10 protein-coding genes and 1 pseudogene are annotated in these 18,686 nt (G+C 55.6%); 6 read left to right on the forward strand and 5 right to left on the reverse strand.

The annotated features are described in order from the left end of the window. Positions 1–55: 55 nt before the first annotated feature. From F1728_RS32645 to F1728_RS20100, 4 genes and pseudogenes are all read right to left on the reverse strand, one after another. Positions 56–745: a class I SAM-dependent methyltransferase gene (locus F1728_RS32645; RefSeq protein WP_228030869.1), complete on the reverse strand. Its 690-nt coding sequence runs from the start codon at positions 743–745 to the stop codon at positions 56–58. Positions 746–796: 51 nt separating this feature from the next. Next, a pseudogene (locus F1728_RS20090) lies at positions 797–3,922 on the reverse strand (efflux RND transporter permease subunit); the annotation flags it as partial. After that, positions 3,919–5,319: an efflux RND transporter periplasmic adaptor subunit gene (locus F1728_RS20095; RefSeq protein ID WP_155365569.1), complete on the reverse strand. Its 1,401-nt coding sequence runs from the start codon at positions 5,317–5,319 to the stop codon at positions 3,919–3,921. The pseudogene F1728_RS20090 and the gene F1728_RS20095, both read right to left, overlap by 4 nt. A gap of 354 nt (positions 5,320–5,673) precedes the next feature. Next, entirely contained in the window at positions 5,674–6,294 is a 621-nt protein-coding gene (locus F1728_RS20100) for a TetR/AcrR family transcriptional regulator (RefSeq protein ID WP_155365570.1), read from the reverse strand. A gap of 217 nt (positions 6,295–6,511) precedes the next feature. On the opposite strand from F1728_RS20100, the gene F1728_RS20105 reads away from it, so the two are divergent. The 3 genes from F1728_RS20105 (at position 6,512) to F1728_RS20115 (ending at position 12,270) form a co-directional block, all read left to right on the forward strand. After that, positions 6,512–8,104, forward strand: coding sequence for an efflux RND transporter periplasmic adaptor subunit (locus F1728_RS20105; protein ID WP_194242457.1), 1,593 nt, complete (start codon positions 6,512–6,514; stop codon positions 8,102–8,104). Beyond that, positions 8,101–11,469: an efflux RND transporter permease subunit gene (locus F1728_RS20110; protein ID WP_155365572.1), complete on the forward strand. Its 3,369-nt coding sequence runs from the start codon at positions 8,101–8,103 to the stop codon at positions 11,467–11,469. The genes F1728_RS20105 and F1728_RS20110 overlap by 4 nt, the downstream gene beginning before the upstream one ends. 90 nt (positions 11,470–11,559) lie before the next feature. Beyond that, positions 11,560–12,270 carry a class I SAM-dependent methyltransferase gene (locus F1728_RS20115; RefSeq protein WP_155365573.1) on the forward strand — a complete coding sequence of 237 codons (711 nt, stop codon included), beginning with the start codon at positions 11,560–11,562 and terminating at the stop codon, positions 12,268–12,270. 8 nt (positions 12,271–12,278) lie between these two features. Here the strand turns inward: F1728_RS20115 and F1728_RS20120 are convergent, their stop codons facing one another. Beyond that, positions 12,279–14,357, reverse strand: a complete 2,079-nt coding sequence (locus F1728_RS20120; RefSeq protein WP_155365574.1) for an FAD-dependent oxidoreductase — start codon at positions 14,355–14,357, stop codon at positions 12,279–12,281. Between the two features lie 265 nt (positions 14,358–14,622). Here F1728_RS20120 and malQ point away from each other — a divergent pair, with 265 nt between their 5' ends. The 3 genes from malQ (at position 14,623) to F1728_RS20135 (ending at position 18,614) form a co-directional block, all read left to right on the forward strand. Further along, positions 14,623–16,155, forward strand: coding sequence for a 4-alpha-glucanotransferase (gene malQ, locus F1728_RS20125; RefSeq protein ID WP_155365575.1), 1,533 nt, complete (start codon positions 14,623–14,625; stop codon positions 16,153–16,155). A 48-nt stretch (positions 16,156–16,203) separates the two neighbouring features. Further along, the gene (gene tal, locus F1728_RS20130; RefSeq protein ID WP_155365576.1) at positions 16,204–17,283 is read left to right on the forward strand and encodes a transaldolase; all 1,080 of its coding nucleotides are present in this window, start codon (positions 16,204–16,206) and stop codon (positions 17,281–17,283) included. 1,106 nt (positions 17,284–18,389) lie between these two features. After that, entirely contained in the window at positions 18,390–18,614 is a 225-nt protein-coding gene (locus F1728_RS20135; RefSeq protein ID WP_155365577.1) for a hypothetical protein, read from the forward strand. Positions 18,615–18,686 lie beyond the last annotated feature (72 nt).

The following is an 18,686-nucleotide window of genomic DNA, read 5'->3' on the forward strand; positions in this document are numbered from 1 at the left end:
ATTCCAGCTTATGTGTCGCAACCAATAGCGTGACTCAAGTGGCTTGATCGGCCACTTAAACCCGCTGAGTCACAGCAAACAACGCGTGCGGTCCCCCTTCCGAGAAGTGGGTGTCCGCGTCTTCCCGCGTGACGAAACGACAGTCAACGATCAACTGCACCTGCCAGCCCTCCTGGAAGGTGTTACGCAGTTCTTCGCTGCTCACGCGTCGCGGTCCTTCGCCGGCAGGCTCCTTGTCGCTGAAGCACTGCAGATAAAGCGTCGCCCCCGGTTCCATCACCTGGGCCAGTTCACTCAGGTAACGCACACGATCTTCATTCGAGAGAATGTGGAAGAATCCACAGTCAAGTACATTGTCAAACAGCTGATTCAACTCTGAAAGCTGCAATGCGTTCTGTTGCAGGAACGTTGCCCGCAGGCCCCGTTCGGTTGCCTTACGATTGGCTTCCGCAATTGGGTCTGCCAGCAGATCAATACCGGTCACTTCGCAATCCTGAGCTGCGAAGAACAGCGCATTCTCTCCCGTACCACAGCCGACGTCCAGCACGCTGCCCCGGATCCGGTCCGCCACATTTACAAACTCCGGCTGCGGTTCACCAATGTCCCAGGGAGGTCTCTCTTCCGCGTACATCTGTTCGAAGTTCTCAGCGGGAGTGGTCTCTCGGTCAACCGGACCAGGGGAAGTGGAGTCGGAACTGTTCGCATTAGACTGGCTGCGGGAAACATGTTCGTCGGACGGTAACATCGCATTGGACTCCTGGTTCAAAACAGCAGTATCCCCACCGGCCACTGCAGGCTTACGGGAGAACCGCCGCAGCACCACGTAGAAGACCGGGGTCAGGAACAGACCAAACAGGGTAACTCCCAGCATACCACTGAAGACCGCGGTCCCCAATACCCGTCGCATTTCAAAACCGGCACCAGTGGCGATGAGCAACGGAATCACACCCAGAATGAAGGAGAACGCCGTCATCAGAATCGGCCGCAGTCGTAAGCGACAGGCCGCGACAGCGGCTTCAAACCGGTCCTTACCCGCATCTTCTTCCGCCTTGGCGAATTCCACGATCAGAATCGCATTCTTACAGGCCAGACCCACGAGTACGATGAATCCGATCTGCGTCAGAATGTTATTGTCCATGCCACGGAACCAGATACCCATGATGCCGAACAGCAGACACAAAGGCACAATCAGAATGATGGCCAGTGGCAACAGCCAGCTTTCGTACTGGGCTGACAGCGTGAGGAATACAAACAGCACCGCCAGCGGGAACAGGAATACAATCGTATTTCCTGCCTGCCGTTCCTGGAATGCGAGTTCAGTCCACGCATAACCAAATCCAGGCGGGAGACTCTGTTCCGCCAGCTGTTCCATCGTTGTCAGCGACTGTCCCGTACTGAAACCCGGTACGGTATCACCATTCAGGTCAGCGGCAGGGAACAGGTTGTACCGCACCAGGCGGTCCGGTCCCGCGGTTCGCTTCAACTGCACCACCGAACCCAGCGGGATGCTCGTTCCCCGGGCACTGCGGGTGCGCAGGCGGAGAATGTCACTCGGTTCGTCACGGAACTCAGGTTCCGCCTGTGCCGTTACGCGATACGTACGCCCCAGGAAGTTAAAGTCATTCACGTACACCGAGCCCAGGTAGACTTCCAGCGCATCGAAAACGTTGTTAATCGGAATATCGAGCATCTGTGCCTTGGTCCGGTCCACCTCCGCATAAATCTGAGGCACGCTCGTCCGGAAGTTTGAATAGACCTGCACCAGCCCGGGCTGTTGATTGGCTTCCGCCACCATTCGCTCGGTGACCTGGTTGAGGGCTGCCACGCCGGCGCCACTCTGGTCCTGCACGTACATTTTATATCCGCCACCACGACCGATCCCACGGACCGGGGGCGGGGGAATGATGAAGATCTGCGCTTCATTGATTGAAGAGACCTCACGCCGCAGGTCCCCGATAATCGCATCCAGGTTCCGTCCCCGCTTGGCCCGCTCCTTGGCATCTTCCAGCGGGAGGAACGTCACCGCGGCGTTGGGACTGATCGTAAACGTCGATCCCGACAAGCCGGCAATCCCGACGGAATGTGCGACACCATCGATCTCACTCCCGATTTGCGCAACCTGTCTGGTAACCACATCGGTTCGCGACAGCGAAGCACCGTCGGGCAGCCGGATACTGACAATCAGATATCCCTGGTCCTGGGCAGGGATGAATCCTGACGGGACCATACCAAAGCTGTACCAGGTCGCCACCAACAGGCCGCCATACAGTATCAGCGAGAGTGCCGACACACGAATGATTCGGGAAATGAAGCCCGCATAAACGTTTCCTGTGAAGTCAAAAAAGCGATTGAACCCTCGGAAAAACCAGCCGAAGAAGAAGTCGACGAATTTCCCCATCTTATTCCGTTCAGCATTCTTCGGCTTGAGCAGCAACGCACACAGAGCCGGGCTCAAGGTCAGCGACACGAATGTTGAAAACGCGGTCGAGATGGCAATCGTCATCGCGAACTGTCTATAAAAGCGACCACTCATGCTCGGTACGAACATGGTCGGCACGAACACGGCAATCAGCACCAGGGTTGTCGCGATCAGCGCAGAGCCGACCTCGTCCATCGCTTTATGTGTGGCTTCGCGCGGCGAATAACCATCGCCGATCAGACGTTCCACGTTCTCCACCACCACGATGGCATCATCCACCACAATCCCGATCGCGAGCACCAGCCCGAACAGCGAGAGCGTATTCAACGAAACGCCCAGCACCTGCATCGCGGCAAATGTTCCGATCAACGAAATGGGAATCGCGATCACGGGAATGATCGTCGGTCGCCAGCCGTGCAGGAACAGGAACACGGTCAGCACCACCAGCGCAGTTGTGATATAGAGAGTTTCAAACACCTCCGCGATGGACTCTTCTACGTAGTCGGTCGGGTTGTATGCAATCTCGTAGCCTACCCCTTCAGGGAAGTCCTTATTCAGATTGGCCATGGTCTGCTTCACTTCGGCTGCAGCATCCACCGCATTCGTACCGGGCCGCTGATAAATCAGAATCGCCACCGCCGGCTTTCCGTCCAGATAACTGATACGCGAATAATCCTGGGCTCCCAGTTCAATCCGGGCCACATCATTCAGACGCGTCACGCGACCATCATCGCCCCGTTTCACGATGATATCGCCGAACTCGCTCTCTTCGCGCAGACGTCCCTGGGTGGTGACGTTCAATTGAAAGTCACCAGAGGCATCAATGGGAGGCTGACCAATCACACCAGCCGCCACCTGTGCATTCTGTTGACGGATCTCCGAAACGATGTCGCCCACGGTCAGACCCACGTGCGTCATCTTCTCAATATCGAGCCAGATGCGCATTGAGTATTCGTTACCACCGGCGACACGAATATCCCCCACACCATCCAGACGCATCAACGCGTCGCGAATGCGCAGGAAGGCGAAGTTACTGATATAAAGCTGATCCCGGCTATTATCAGGTGAGTTCAAGTGGACCACCATCAGCATATCGGGAATCTGTTTGCGAGTGGTCACACCAATCTGGCGCACCGCTTCAGGCAGACGCGCTTCTGCAACCGCGACCCGGTTCTGTACCAGCACCTGCGCGTCATCGAGGTTGGTTCCCAGCTGAAACGTGACGGTCAGCTGCATGGTACCGTCACTACTCGAGGACGATTCCATATACAGCATGTTGTCCACGCCGTTCATTTCCTGTTCGATCGGCGTCGCCACCGTATCCGCGATCACCTGGGGCGTCGCACCGGGATAACTGGCGCGAACCACAATCGTCGGCGGTGCCACATCGGGATACTGGGAGACCGGCAATGAGAAGTACGCCAGACCTCCTACCAGAACCACGATGAAGGAGAGCACCGACGCAAAAATGGGGCGTTCAATAAAGAAATGGGGGAACTTCATGGATTGTTCCTCGGCTTTCCAAACAATGAACTGACCTTGGGTGCCGGCTTCGTCGGCAGGGGATCGGGTTCGGGTGAGATCCATTGCTCAGGCGGCAAGGGGCTGTAATCGTTGGGCAGGCCATCTTCGACGACTTCAATTTTCCCGGGTTTCACCTGGACCTCCATCTCCGGACGTACCAGCAGCAGACCGGCGATGATGAGCTGCTCATCCCCTTTCAGTCCCTCGCGGACCACGCGCAATCCATCCACGATTGGCCCCGGTTGAATCACGCGCTGCTCGACTTTGCCATCCACCACCACATACACAAACTGTGATGACTGATCGGTACCCACTGCAGAGTCGGGAATCAGGATCGCATTGTAAGCGGCACTTCCCGGAATCCGGATCCGGGCAAACATCCCCGGCAACAGAGTCCCGTTTTTATTCGGGAAAATAGAACGTGCCCGCATGCTGGCGGTATCCACATCAAACCGGTTGTCTACAAAGTCCATGTGTCCCTGGTGAGGAAAACCTTTCTCATCCACCAGTCCGAGGAAGACTGGGTTTTTAGCCACACGGGAACTGGCACGTTTGCCGTTCTGAGCCAGTCGGGTGTATTTCAAAACTTCCTGCTCGGTGGCATCAAAGTTACAGTAGATCGGTGCGACTGAAGTGATCGTCGTCAGCATCGTCGAAGTGGAAGTACCTCCGCTGACGAGGTTTCCCTCCGTGACATGTTTCTTACTGATGCGTCCCGTGATGGGCGCATAGATTCGGGTGTAGTCCAGATTCAGTTCGGCTGTCTCAACTTGTGCTTTCGAAGCTTCGATGACTGCCAGTGCGGTTTCAATGGACGCCTTTGCAGAACTGATGCCTGCCTGGCTCGCTTCCACATTCGCCTTCGCTTGCAGAAAAGCCGCTTCCAGCTGATCGAGTTCATCCTGCGTCGTCACGTTCTTGGATTTAAGCGAGCGCGCCCGCTTGACCTGGGCAAAGGCCAGTTCCAGTTGCGCCTGTGTCTGCTCCTTCTGGGCATTCGCTTCTTCCAGTTGTGCGCGTGCCTGCACGAGTTGCGAATTCGACTGACTGAGCGTCGCTTTAGCAAGACTCAGCTCCGCTTCGAAAGGGCGGGGATCAATCACGAACAGCAACTCGCCTTCATTGACCATCTGCCCTTCGTCAAAGTGGGTTGATTTCAGGTAACCGCTGACCCGCGCCCGCACTTCGACAAAGTCGATTGCTTCCAGTCGACCGGTGTAAGCGTCCCATTCCACAATCTGCTTGACGACCGGCTTGGCAGTCGTCACAGTGGGGGCCACTTTCTGGGGTGGGGCAGTCTGGGCTTCGTTGCATCCCGACAGGCTGACACACAGTCCGCCCAACAGGACCAGGGATATACTCGTGAAATACTTCATTGAACCCGCCGATGTTTAATTGACTCTGAAGGAAGGCAGTTTTCGGAAAAGAGATGCTGGCTTTCGGAGCGCCCTGTTTTCCGAGGTGGTGCACACTTACGACGATAATCGGTAAGCCTGGCTAATAGTTTATGCGAAAACTATTCACATGAAGTTTATGCGGGATGTCGAAATGAGGCAATTGCAGAATTCAGATTTTTCAACAGAAAATCGGGAGGCCCGTTCTTCCTAACTGCAGGAAGCTATTCAGGATGTGACTGTCCAGAATGTTTGTCCTGGACACTTGGTTTTAGACCCTTGGCAGAGAGTTCGTCGGGGAGCTGTGACCCTGAGACCATCGTTTCTGGAGCGTTTTCAGCAGGAATACTGAGCCAGAAACATGCTGACCGTCGACTCGACAAGCTGTTTCTTCTGTACTTCCGTCAGTGGCGCTTCCTTGCCGATCAGCGGGGGCCAGAAGGCGAAGGATTGAATCAGTCCCAGGAACTGCTTCGCCGCCAGTTGGGCATCAGGAATCTGCAGGTTACCCTCCTGATGCGCTGTTTCCAGCCAGACGATCAACCCGGCCTCAAACTGGGTCGAATCAATCATCATCTCACGAGCCAGGTCCGGCGACTGCAAAAATCGCGAAAGCGTAACCCGGGCCAGGTCCTGAAATTCGGGGGAAGCCATCAGATCGACGGCCGTCTGACCAATGTCGCTCAACTGCGTGGCAATGGGTTCACCGGGAGTATAGTCAGAGACTTCGATCAGCTGACAGCGCGACATCAGTTCATCCACAATCGCAGCAAACAGATCTTCTTTACTGGGAAAATGATTGTAAACCGTTCTCTTGGAAACAGATGCGACTTCCGCAATCCGGTCCATACTGGTGTTGTCGAAACCGTTCTGCTTCAACTCCGAAACGGCGGCCTCCATAATTGCGGCCCGTTTCCGGTCTGTCAGTCTTCCCTTGTTTGCCGATTTTGACGTCATAAAAAAAGTACACTTTGCGGTTTACATACTTCGATAAAAAACTACACTACCCGGTGTAGTTTACTTGCGCTTCTACCCAATTCCCATAGCGACCACGGAAATTATGAACGTTCCCTGCTCGGTTCTGCTGATAGCAGTAGCCATCTTATCAACAGCCTGTGATTCATCCAGTCAAATCGATTCAAAACCCAAAGCCCCCCGGCCGGTCTCAATTTTTATGCTCCACGAGATGACCCCGGTTTCCCATTCACTCGTCACTGGATCGGTGGGTGCCTGGAAGACCGAGAAAATCGGGTTCGAAATTTCGGGACGCGTCGAAAGTGTGCTGGAGCCCGAAACCGAAATCGAAGGCCGCGTGCTTGACCAGGGGAGTGGCAAAGTGCTGGTGCCGGGCACCGTCCTGGCTCGATTGCACGACGAACGGTACCGCATTGCCGTCGATTCCGCCCGGGCTGCCGTCGATGTCGCCCTGCAAAGAAAAAAAGCGATGCAGGTGGAAATCGCCGAAGGTCTTCCCGCCCGACTCGCTTCAGCCCAGGCGGAACAGCAACTGGCTAAAGCCGAGTCGCAGCGCACGGTGACCCTGGTCAGCAAAAAAGTCGCCACCCGTTCCGATTACGATCGGGCGATGGCCGAACTGCAGACCACAAACGCCACGGTCAAGAATCTCGAAGCAGAACTGAAAACCAAACAGGCGGAACTCAGTTCCCAGGATGCAGAGATCGAAAAAGCCCGCTTTCAACTCGCTGAAGCCGAACGCAATTTACGCGACACCGTCCTCTACTCCTCCTTTCGCGGACAGGTCGCTCAGGTACACGCGGTTCCGGGCAGCTACCTCGATGCCGGTGATCCGGCTTTAACCATTCAGATCATGGATCCCATCAAAGTCGAGCTGGAACTCTCGGCAAACATGTCGCGGCGTTTTCATCGAGGCGATATTGTGCGGGTCATCGCCGAAAACAGCCAGGGACAGCAGACCGGGCTCGAAGGCTATGTCTATATGACCGACCCCAATGCGGATGCGGAGACCAGAACCTTCACCGTTACCCTGCTTGTGCGCAATCGGAAATCGCAACTCAAAATTCCCCGCGGCTATCCGACTGAGAACATCGCCCGTACGAAAGATATCTGGCCTTTGAATTTTGCTCCGATTGTCAGCGGCGGTAACGCGCTCATGACTGAAGAAAAAGCGATCAGACGAGATGCGAATGGTGCTTTTCTCTGGAAGATTACGAACCGCAGGGCAGGCGAAATCACCTCGTCTGGCAATCGCGTCTTGAACGTCGAAAAAGTCCGTATCACGCCCGGTACGATTCGGGTTCCTTTCCTGGGAAACTGGTACTTCGTCCCAGTGGAAATTCAGCCAGGACAGAACTTTGATCCGCAACGTGATCTGGTGGCTGGGGAACTCAAGGTCAGCCAGGGGCAGCCAGACAACTGGAACGGACGCCACATACTCCTCGACGAATCAAGCTGGCTGCTCAGGCCCGGCGATGTCGTCCGTGTCGGTCTCGATCAGGGAGCGACCACACCCGGACTCTACGTGCCCATGAAAGCCATCCGCCAGCAGGCCGGCAAAACTTCAATTTTCATAGTTGACGACGCGACTGAGCAGACCATGGCCCGTGAAGTCGAAATCGTCCTTTCGGAAAGCAGCTTCCCTTCCTCGCGGGAAATGATGTTACGGCAGATCAGACCGGCCCCCGGAGTGAAGCTGCCCCCGAAAGCGAGAGTCATTCTGGAGGGCATGCCCTTCCTCAGCGATGGCGAACCGGTGACAGTCGTCGGGAAACCGGAGGCCGTCCAATGAACATTCTCCCTGAATTTGCCATCCGATACCGAACGATTGTTTTTACCATCGTCGGTCTGCTGGTCATCTGGGGCATAGTCTCCTTTCAGACCATGCCCCGCCGTGAAGACCCTGAATTTACCATCATGACCTGCGTCGTTACGACTCCCTGGCCGGGCGTCTCGGCGGAAAAAGTCGAAGAGTTGATTACCGATCCTCTCGAAGAGGTCCTGGATGGCATCGAAGAGGTAGACGTTCTGCGTTCGACTTCCATCAACGGCCTGTCGACGATCTTTGTCGATCTGTACGACAACGTCTCCCCTGCGCACGTCGATCAGGTTTGGGATCAGGTACGCGCCCGTGTCCGAAACGTGGAGATGCCCGAGGAAAATATCACCCCGATTGTTACCGACGACTTCGGCGACACAAGCGTAATCCTCTTTGCCATCTATCAGAAACCGTTGCCGGGCCGGACAGAGATCGACCCGCATCGCATTTATACGGACCGCGACCTGGATCTCTATTCAGAACGCGTTCGCGATGCCCTCCGCCTGCTCGACGGCGTCGCCAAAGTCCAGCGATTCGGTGTTCGGGAAGAAGCGATTTATATCGAGACCGATGCCGGCACCTGGTCGCATCTGCAACTCACCACCGGCGACCTCAAAGATCTGATTTCCGACCGCAACATTATTGAAGCAGGGGGCCTGCTCGATACCGGCGATGGACGTTTTTATGTCAAACCGGGCGGGAAACTCGACGTCGTGAATGAAATCAACACGATCGTCGCTGATCTCTCCAGTTCGGACAAAGGTTCCAACCAGGTGTATCTGGATGACCTGGGGCTGAATGTCAGACGTGCTTACCAGGATCCCCCCTCGCTCATCTGCCGCTACAGCGATCCAGAGACTTCGCAGTCTGCGGTGATTGTCGCGGTCACCATGAAATCGGGGTCGAATATCATCGATATCTGTAATGCCTCCAAAGCCCGCCTGGAGGAAATGCAGAATCTGACCTATGAACTTCCGCCAGATCTCGGACTCGTTCCCATCTCCGATCAGTCCGAAAGTGTGAATAACCGGATTCATGACGTGATCATCAATGTCATTGAAGCGGTGTTCATTGTGGTCGTGGTCGTCTACCTGGTCGTCGGCTTTCGCACCGCCACCGTCATGGCTGCTAACATTCCCTTTGTCACCCTGATTGCCGTCGGCGTCATCACGCTTTTCGGAGTCCAACTCGAGCAGATGTCGCTGGCCTCCATGATTATCTCACTCGGTCTGCTTGTGGATAACGCGGTGCAGATCTGTGATCAGTCGCGCACCAATCAGATCGAAGGCATGGGACCGATTGAAGCCAGCGTCAGCGGAGCCCGCATGTTGGCGGCTCCCATGCTGAATGGAACCCTTACCACTATCGCCTCCTTCGTGCCGATGGTCATCTTTTTTGAAGGGGGCAACCGCGAGTTTATTTACAGTCTCCCGGTCACTCTCTCCGTGATGCTGGCCGTCAGCTGGGTTCTGGCGATGACCTTCTGTGTGATTCTGGCGGCCATGTTTATTCGCCCGCCCAAATCCAAAGATCAACCCAGTGCGCCCCTGGTCCGCTGCTTCTACTGGTTCAAAGGCCTCTTTCGCCGCAAACGGGCTGCCGACGAATTCTCCTGGAAATCGGAGAACCAGCATTACATCAGCCGGGTCTACGGGGTACTCGTCTCACAGGCCATAAAACATAAATTCCTCACGCTGGGCGTTTCCATCGGTCTCTTTTTCCTGGCACTTAAACTGCCGGTCAGCACCGAGTTCTTCCCCCAGGGAGAACGGGACCAGTTTGTCGTCGGCGTCTGGTTGCCGGAAAACGTGAGCATCGAACAGACCAATCAGGCCGCCAGGCAGGTTGAAGAACTGCTCTGTAAACTGAGCCCGACCACCAACGAAGCCGGCAACCAGGTCGAACGCCTGCGGGCCATGCGCACCCTGGTCGGAGGCGGCGGCTCCCGCTGGTATCTTTCCTGGAATCCCGAATCCCGGAAAGCCAACTACGCCGAGATCCTGATTCGAACCTCCGATCCGAAACTCACACACGACTTTGCCCAGCAGGTGCGTCAGGTCGCACTCACCGGCGATGCGGACTTGGGCATCGATCCGCTTCCCGGCATCCGCGTCGTCCCCATGGAGATGATGCTCGGACCACCGGCGGCCCCGGTCGCTCTGCGAATCACTGGAAATGGCTTCGCAGATCTGCATAAACTCCGCGAGGTCGCCGGCCAGGTGGAGAAGCTGATCCGCGATCAGCCCGAGACCTGGAACACGCACGATTCCTGGGGCGCCGACGGCTACCAGCTGCAGGTCAACGTGGATGCCGACCGCGCCAGTCTGGCAGGAGTCAGTAATGCCCAGATCGCCTCGACCCTGAATACCTACTATTCGGGAAAACAGCTGACCATGTTCCGCGAAGGGGACTATTCGGTCCCCGTCTATTTCCGCCTGATTCCCGAGGGACGCAAATCAGTGTCGACTATCGAATCTGCTTACATCGAAGGTCGTAACGGCAAGGTTCCCATCAAATCGGTCGCGGCTTTCGAGTATGGTTGGGAACCCGCGGTCATCGAACGCCGCGATATGAACCGCACCATCGAAGTCTCTGCCCGAGTCGAACCCGGTGCCTCCGGGAACGATATCGTGAGCCGGATCATGTCCTCAGATGAATTCAAACAGATCGAAGCGAATCTGCCCAACGGGTTCCGTATCGAGATTGGCGGTGCACTCGAAGAATCGATGCAGGCTTCCGGCATGATGCTTAAAGCCTTCGGCATGTCTTTTGTAACCATCCTGCTCCTGCTGGTCATTCAGTTTAACAGCATCTCGAAGTCGATCATGATCATCTTCACGCTTCCCCTGGCATTGATCGGGGCCTTGCTCGGTCTGTATCTCACCAGTAATCCCCTGGGCTTCATGCCTCAGCTGGGGATTCTGTCCCTGTTCGGCATTGTTTTGAATACAGCTATCATCTTCATGGAGTTCGCCGACTACCAGATCGCTACTCGCTCGAAGGCCAGCAACGGCCGTGGTCCCATTGTCGGGCTCACCCGGGACGAGTTCCGCGACTGTCTGGCCGAAGCCGGCAAGCAGCGTCTGCTCCCCATCTTCCTGACGACGGCCACCACCGTCGGCGGCCTGCTTCCTCTCGCACTGGCCGGCGGTCCCTTGTGGGTGGGCATGGCCTGGCTGATGATTGTCGGCCTGTTGATGGCCACCCTGCTGACCCTGTTCGTCATTCCGGCTTTGTACGCCATCATTGTTGAAAACTTCCGCATCAGCCCGCTCAGTGTTCCCATGGAGGATGAGCCCGTTCTCAAGGAGGTGCCTCAACCACTATCTGCCGTTTGACGGTTCCCTCGCAGATACCTTACATGTAAAATAAAAGCACTGGCCAAATCGAATAAATTGTTTCGCGTCCCCTTTATTCAGGAACCTGCTATGCGTGCTTTATGTTTTGCTCTGCTTGCCACCGTCTGCTTGCATTTCTCTCCTGTCATGGCCCAGGAGACTGCTACCGCGCCACCACAAAGTGTGAAGCCGGGCATCAACAAGTCATTCCTCGATCCCGATCTGGATGTCGATCAGTGGATTAAACGCTTTGAAGTCGAAAGCCGGGAAGTCTTCCGTGCCCGCGACCAGATTGTGAAACAGCTGAAACTCAAGCCCGGCGATCGCATCGCCGACGTCGGCACCGGGACGGGGCTGTTCGTCGAGCCGTTCTCCCTGGCAGTTGGAGAAAAGGGCTGGGTGTTTGCCCTGGACATTGTCCCCAAGTTCGTCGAACGGGTAGGGAAAATCTCGGATATCCTGGATCTGAAGAATGTCACTCCCGTCCTCTGTGGACAGGACGACGTCCGCCTGCCCCCCGGTTCGATTGACGCTGCCTTCATCTGCGATGTCTACCACCATTTCGAATACCCGTCCCGTTCGATGGCCTCCCTGCACAAGGCAATCGTTCCCGGCGGTCAGCTGATTCTGATCGACTTCGAACGCATCCCCGGTAAGTCCCGCGAATGGACGCTGGGCCATGTTCGCGCAGGCAAAGAGACCTTCCGCAAAGAAGTCGAAGATGCCGGTTTCGAATTTGTGGAAGAAGTCAAAATTCCCGCCTTCGAGGAAAACTACTTCCTGCGTTTCAAACGCAAGTAAATCCGAGCTTACTTTTCCGCGATCGGCAGCAGCTGGATCGCATCCAGAATCACGAAGCCGTCAGTCTGATCGTTGCTGACGGTGATCGTGGTTTCGGTAGCGCCCTGCAACCGAACTGTTCCGATCTCGCGAAACTCTTTCCCCGCCGGCAGTGGCCTGGTCTGATCGACGGTCAGCGTCGCTTGCTCTGTGCCGCTGGTTACTTTCACGGGAACCTGTTTTGCGCGGGTCGGATGCGCTGAGTAAGCCATCAGCAGCTGATAACGGCCCGTGTGGGGGACTTTGAAGCGGAAGGTCGCCGTCGCACTTCCGTTCCCTGACTTACCGTCGTGTACATAACCCTTGCCGATATAAGGTTTGAAATTTGTAGAACGGCTCCAGCTCCCCTTAAGTTCCGCTGCTCCATCATCCAGCACCACGCCCGGCAGTGTCTTCGGATCAATGCCGCTTACGGTCTTCGGTTCCGGAGGGACTTCGGGCAACTCCAGTACCTGTCCCCGCTCCAGCAGTCTCTTCCGCAATTCCGGGTAGGGGAGCTTCTGCACGGTCGTATTCTTACTGGCAGTCAGAGCCGCCGCGATACCGGCACTCTGTCCCAGGATCATCCACGTGGGCTCCACACGAATCGAAGAGATACCCACGTGAGTGCAGGAGAGTGCCACCGGCACCAGCAGGTTGGTGCACTCATCCGGTTTTGGCAGGATCGATCGATAGGGCACGTGATACGCATAGCCCTGCTTCGGATAGGAGCGTCTCACGGGGAAAATGGTTCCCTCATTGATCACGCCGCCCCCTTTCAGGGCCACCCGCTGACAATCGTGCGAGTCAATCGGAAAGGAAGAGATCACAATCGGATCCTCTTTTTCGGGTTGTTCCAGAATGTCTTTCTGGCTCAGTACAAACATGCCCCGCATCCGGCGTCCCTCGCGCACATACAGGGCGGGTGAGAAATGTCCGTAATCGGGAAACTCATCTTTACAGAGCCCCAGTCGTGCATACTGCTCACGGATCTTTTCCGGGACCACAGGATCCGTTGTCAGAAAATGATAAAACTCCAGCGTGTACTGCTTATGCTCTTCCCAGATCGCGGCCCGCCCTGCTGCATCGGCTTCACTCCAGCCATTACACGCCCCCACCAGGCCGAGCGAGAACTGGCCCCCGATTGAATTGTTGCCATCCAGTTTTCCGCCGGGCAGCGGATACATATCCCAGCCCACGCGGCCTCCCGATTTCACATAGCGTCGCACCACCTCAAATCGGGCGGGGTCGTAATTCTTCGGCTTGGGGAAAGGGACCCGGTTGTCGGGATCATCCGTCAGGCAGAGCCGGAAACTGTAAACCATGACACGGAAATCCCCCTCATCTTCGGGGCCTGCATCGGTCGTGGTAATCAAAGGCAACGGCTGACCCTTGTCATCGAAACCGTTGATTTTCATCTTCCCTTTCGGATAGCGTTTGCCTGCCAGGGACTCACCATATTCCGCTTTCCCTTCGCGTCCAATGGTCCAGCTGACGCCAGCCGCTGCCATCAGATCCCCTTCGTACGTGCCGTCCACGAAGACCTGCGCTGCGAAGCGTCCTCTGTTGGTGACAAGTTCTTTGATTTGAGTCCCTGCTTTCTGAACCGACTGCAGACGCTGCTCCGGCAGTACTTTGACGCCCGCCTCATTCAGCATCTGTCGTGTCACCCGCATCGCCACGTGTGGCTCGTAGGTCCACTTCGACTGGTCTTTCACACTGACCTTGTACGGCAGTGTGATTCCCCGGTCGGCATAGTCTTTTTCAATCCGAGTATGCCATTCATCGAACAACCCCATGACCGTGCTGCGGACAGTCTGGTTGGAATCACTGAAGCTCAGACCGCCAGTATTCAACCCCCCGATATGATCGGTCGGCTCCAGCAGAATCACCTCAGCTCCTTCGCGTGCCGCCGCAATTGCTGCACAGAATCCCCCCGGCGTTGCCCCGTAAACGATGACATCAGCCCGCAGTGGTTTTTGTTGCTCGGTCTGTGCTGCTTGGAGCGGACTAAGCAGCAGGAAAAGGACTGCCACGAACAGGGAGAGTAGACGAACTGGTTGAAACATATGTAAATCCTATGGAAGAGCGCGAAAAGGTAATTTAATTCTGGTACTGAAAATCACGCGAGGACGAGTGCTCCCAGCCTGGCTTCAATATAAAGCCTTTCTCCTGATTTTCCCAGTCGATCAGAAGGTGTTCCCGATTTGATGTCATCCTGGGAAGAACCACGCCACCTGTAACTTCTCAAAATTTAATTAGCGAATCTTCTTCGGGTTCGCATAGAATACTGCGTCAGCTTAAGGTGATTTGAGGAAAGGATTCGAAATAGATATGACCGTCGATGATGAGATAACAGACCATGCCTCCCCCGTACTGCAGAAACGCGGTGCCGGCCTGCTGCTGCATGCGACATCCTTACCCGGTCCGTATGGCATCGGCGATCTGGGAGCCGCGGCCCGTGACTGGATCGATCTGCTCGCACGGTCGGGACAGTCCTGGTGGCAGATGCTACCCCTCTCGGCGATCGGCTACGGAGATTCTCCCTACCAGCCCGTCTCCTCTTTCGCCGGCAACTGGCTGTTGATCAGCCCCGAAGATCTCCTCGCGGTGGGGCTGGTTCATGACAATGAACTGGAGGTTCCCGATTGCTCAACCGATTATGTCGACTATCCAGCAGTCCGAGCATTCAAACAGCGGTTGCTGCAGACCGTCTACGCCAACTTTGATCCCAGGGCCAGTGAAGAGCTCCGCCAGGACTTCGCACGGTTCTCGGAACAGGAACAGCACTGGCTGGAAGAATACACCCTGTTCCAGGCGCTCTCAGATCGCTATCAGGGAGCCAGTTATCTCACCTGGCCTGCAGAACTGGTCCACCGGGAAGAGGCTGCCCTGTCTGAGGCCCGTCGACAACTGACCCCGGAAATCGAACAGATCCGCCTGGCCCAGTATCTGGTGTACCGTCAGGCGGAGCGACTCAAAGAGTATGCGCACGAGCAGGGCATTCAGCTTATCGGCGATCTCCCCTTTTTTGTCTCCCCCGATTCCTGTGATGCCTGGGCAAATCCGGAACTGTTCCTGCTGGATGAACAGTTCCGGCCGAAGTACGTCGCCGGTGTCCCTCCCGATTACTTCAGTGCCGAGGGTCAGCTCTGGGGCAACCCAGTCTTTGACTGGGAGGCACTCCGAGAGACCAGGTATCAGTGGAACCTCAATCGCATCCGCGCACTCCTGCAGCATGTGGACCTCATCCGCCTTGATCATTTCCGGGGCTTCGCTGCCGCCTGGCACGTCCCCGCTGGTGCACCAAATGCGCTCGCGGGGGAATGGGTGACCGGACCGGGCAGTGACTTCTTTAATGCAGTACAGCGGGAACTGGGCTCACTCCCCTTTATCGCTGAGGATCTGGGAGTCATCACCGACGACGTCAACGAACTCCGCGACCGTTTCCAGTTGCCGGGAACCCGGGTTCTGCAGTTTGCCTTCGACGGGGATCCCGCGAATCCTTATCTGCCTCAGAATTTTAATCAGAATTCCGTCGTCTATACGGGCACGCACGATAACAACACCACCCGTGGCTGGTTCTGCAGTCTGTCTGCAGAGGAACGTCTGCCGATCTATCAGCTTCTGCAACGTGCAGAAGTCTCCGAGACAGAAATCGCACCGCTCTTCCTGGAACAGGCCTGGTCCTCCGTGGCAATGTTATCGATCGCCCCCCTGCAGGATCTGCTGAATCTGGGCGAGGAAGCCCGGATGAATACGCCTGGATCGTGCGAGGGAAACTGGCGCTGGCGATGTACAACGGACCTGTTATCGGAGTCAGCCTTTCAATCGCTGCAGAAATTGACGACAATGGAAAAACGATAAACGGAAACTCATAGAGAATAAATCTAAACCATAACAGGAGGTCATCGAATGCCAGCCACGCAACAACTTCATGATCTGGGGCAAAGCCTCTGGATTGATAATATTACCCGGGACATGCTGAAAGAGGGCACGCTCCAGCAATACATCGAAGAGCTTTCACTCACAGGTCTGACCTCCAATCCCACGATTTTCCAGAAGGCCATCAAGAGCAGCAAACTCTACGATGATTCCATCCTCGAACTGCGAAACCAGGGACGGGAAGGCGAACAGCTCTTCTTCGAACTGGCGCTGCAGGATATCCAGGAAGCCGCCGATTTATTTCGACCGGTCTGGGAACGCACCGCGGGTGTCGACGGCTGGGTCTCACTCGAAGTCTCACCCACCCTGGCATATGATACCGCAGGCACGATCGCTTCGGCGATAGACCTGCATGAACGTGCGGGACGGTCGAATGTCCTTATCAAAATTCCGGGGACGACAGAAGGTCTGCCCGCCATTGAAGAAGCGATCTTCGCCGGCATTCCCGTGAATGTCACGCTGCTCTTCTCTCCCGAACACTACGTGGCTGCTGCAGAAGCCTACCTGCGTGGCATTGAACGCCGCATCGAAGCGGACCTCAATCCGGTCGTGGGATCGGTCGCTTCCCTGTTTATCAGTCGCTGGGACCGGGCAGTCGTTGATCAGGTTCCCGAAAACCTGCATAACCGCTTGGGAATCGCCATTGGTCAGCAGTGTTACAAAGCCTATAAAGAGCTGATGAATTCACCCCGCTGGCAGCGGATCTTCAACTGTGGTGCGCAGATGCAACGTCTGCTCTGGGCCAGTACCGGGGCGAAAGATCCCAACGCTTCTGACGTTCTTTACATCACATCTCTGGCCTCCCCCTTCACCGTCAATACGATGCCCGAAGAAACACTGCACGCGTTTGCCGATCACGGCGAGATCGGAGAACTACTGGCAGACGATGGCGGTGAAAGCGGCTCCCTGTTAAGTGAGTTTACCAGTGCAGGCGTCGACTGCGATGCCCTCGCTGCAAAACTGCAGAAAGATGGCGCCGAGTCGTTCGTCGATTCTTGGAAAGATCTACTCGAACAGCTGGCATCCAAGAGTGCTTCGCTGACCAGCTGATTACAGCTCATAACGCTAACCTGTTATGTGATAACACTGAGCGCAACGACAACGTGTCGTCTGCGCTCTTTTTACGTAGCGCAGGTTGAATTCCTCTTGACGGCTGCGAGGGGAATCTGGATACTTCCGCAGCTTGCCCCGGTTTTGGTGCTTAGCAGCGCAAAACCCGAACTGTCCAGGAAAGGTGATTTCACGTCACTTCACCTGCAGTTCCATACGACAGCGGACGATCATCATTAAGGATAGTGACCGTCGCTGCAACAGGGCAGCGATCAGCAAAGGAATGCCATTTCATGTGGATGACCAGTTCACAATTGACACGCATCTTAATCTGCCTGGCGGCTTTAACGACCCCTCTTCAGGGGATGAGTGCGTCTGTGTGTCACTGCTGTTCCGGACATGGTCTTACAGCTACTGACTGCTGTACCAGTCAGGACAACGGTACTCCCTGTTGCTGCACCGACGCAAGTCATTGTCAGTGTTCTGATATCGCTTCAGACAACGAAGCTTTGTCATGTTGCGATGATAGTCAGACTGGGGAATCAATTGCCTGTGGATGTGGCTCGGACTGCCACTGCGGCGAATCACATTCCACCCCCATACCGCTCACACCGGCTCCCGTTCAGAAATCTCCGACGGAACAGCTGACAGACTTCGGACAGTCTGTGATCTCTTCAACACTGATCACACAGATACGACCCAAGAAGCCAGTCAGCAGTATTTTTGTGATGGAGCGCGCCTCCGATCGCTGTGCCTGCCTCTGCTGCTTCACGCTATAAGGCTATCTGAGCGGTATCTTTGCGCGAGGAACTCCCTGTCCCCGATCAACTCGATGGGGATCTGGTGAGAATCACTCATTCAGTCGTATTCTGAATTCAGACTTGACTGTAGTAAGTCTGGGCCCTGAAACGAATGAGACTTTCCTTTTGACCGGTGAAGCAATGTTTCAGTCTTTAAAACAATCTCTGATTTCCTGGATGCTCGTGGCTGCAACCCTCCTTGGGGGAATGGTCGCGTCAGCACAGGCAGGTCAACTTTGTGCCTCTGAAACCTGTTGTTGTTTGCCCGCGTCGGATTCAGAACAGAGTTGCTGCTCTGAAACTTCGATGCAGCTTCGCTGCCGTTGTTCGGTCGAAAAGGAACTGCCTGCAACCCCGGATAATCAACGCCCTTCTCAGGAACGAGTTGTATCCCGGCTGGCAGCCACTCAGGTGGTGACGTACGACGCCTGCATGCAACCAATGCATTCCGGCACAGCGTTAGACACGCCTCAATTCGCATTTCAGCCCATTCTTCGCCAGCAGGAAATTCTCTGTAGCTGGTTGATCTGATCTCTCCCTCAGCTGTCTCAGTGCGCACGGTATACCCTCTTTGACGGATGTTTTTCGACATCCCGGGCATGG

It is taken from the genome of Gimesia benthica, assembly GCF_009720525.1.
GTDB lineage: Bacteria > Planctomycetota > Planctomycetia > Planctomycetales > Planctomycetaceae > Gimesia > Gimesia benthica.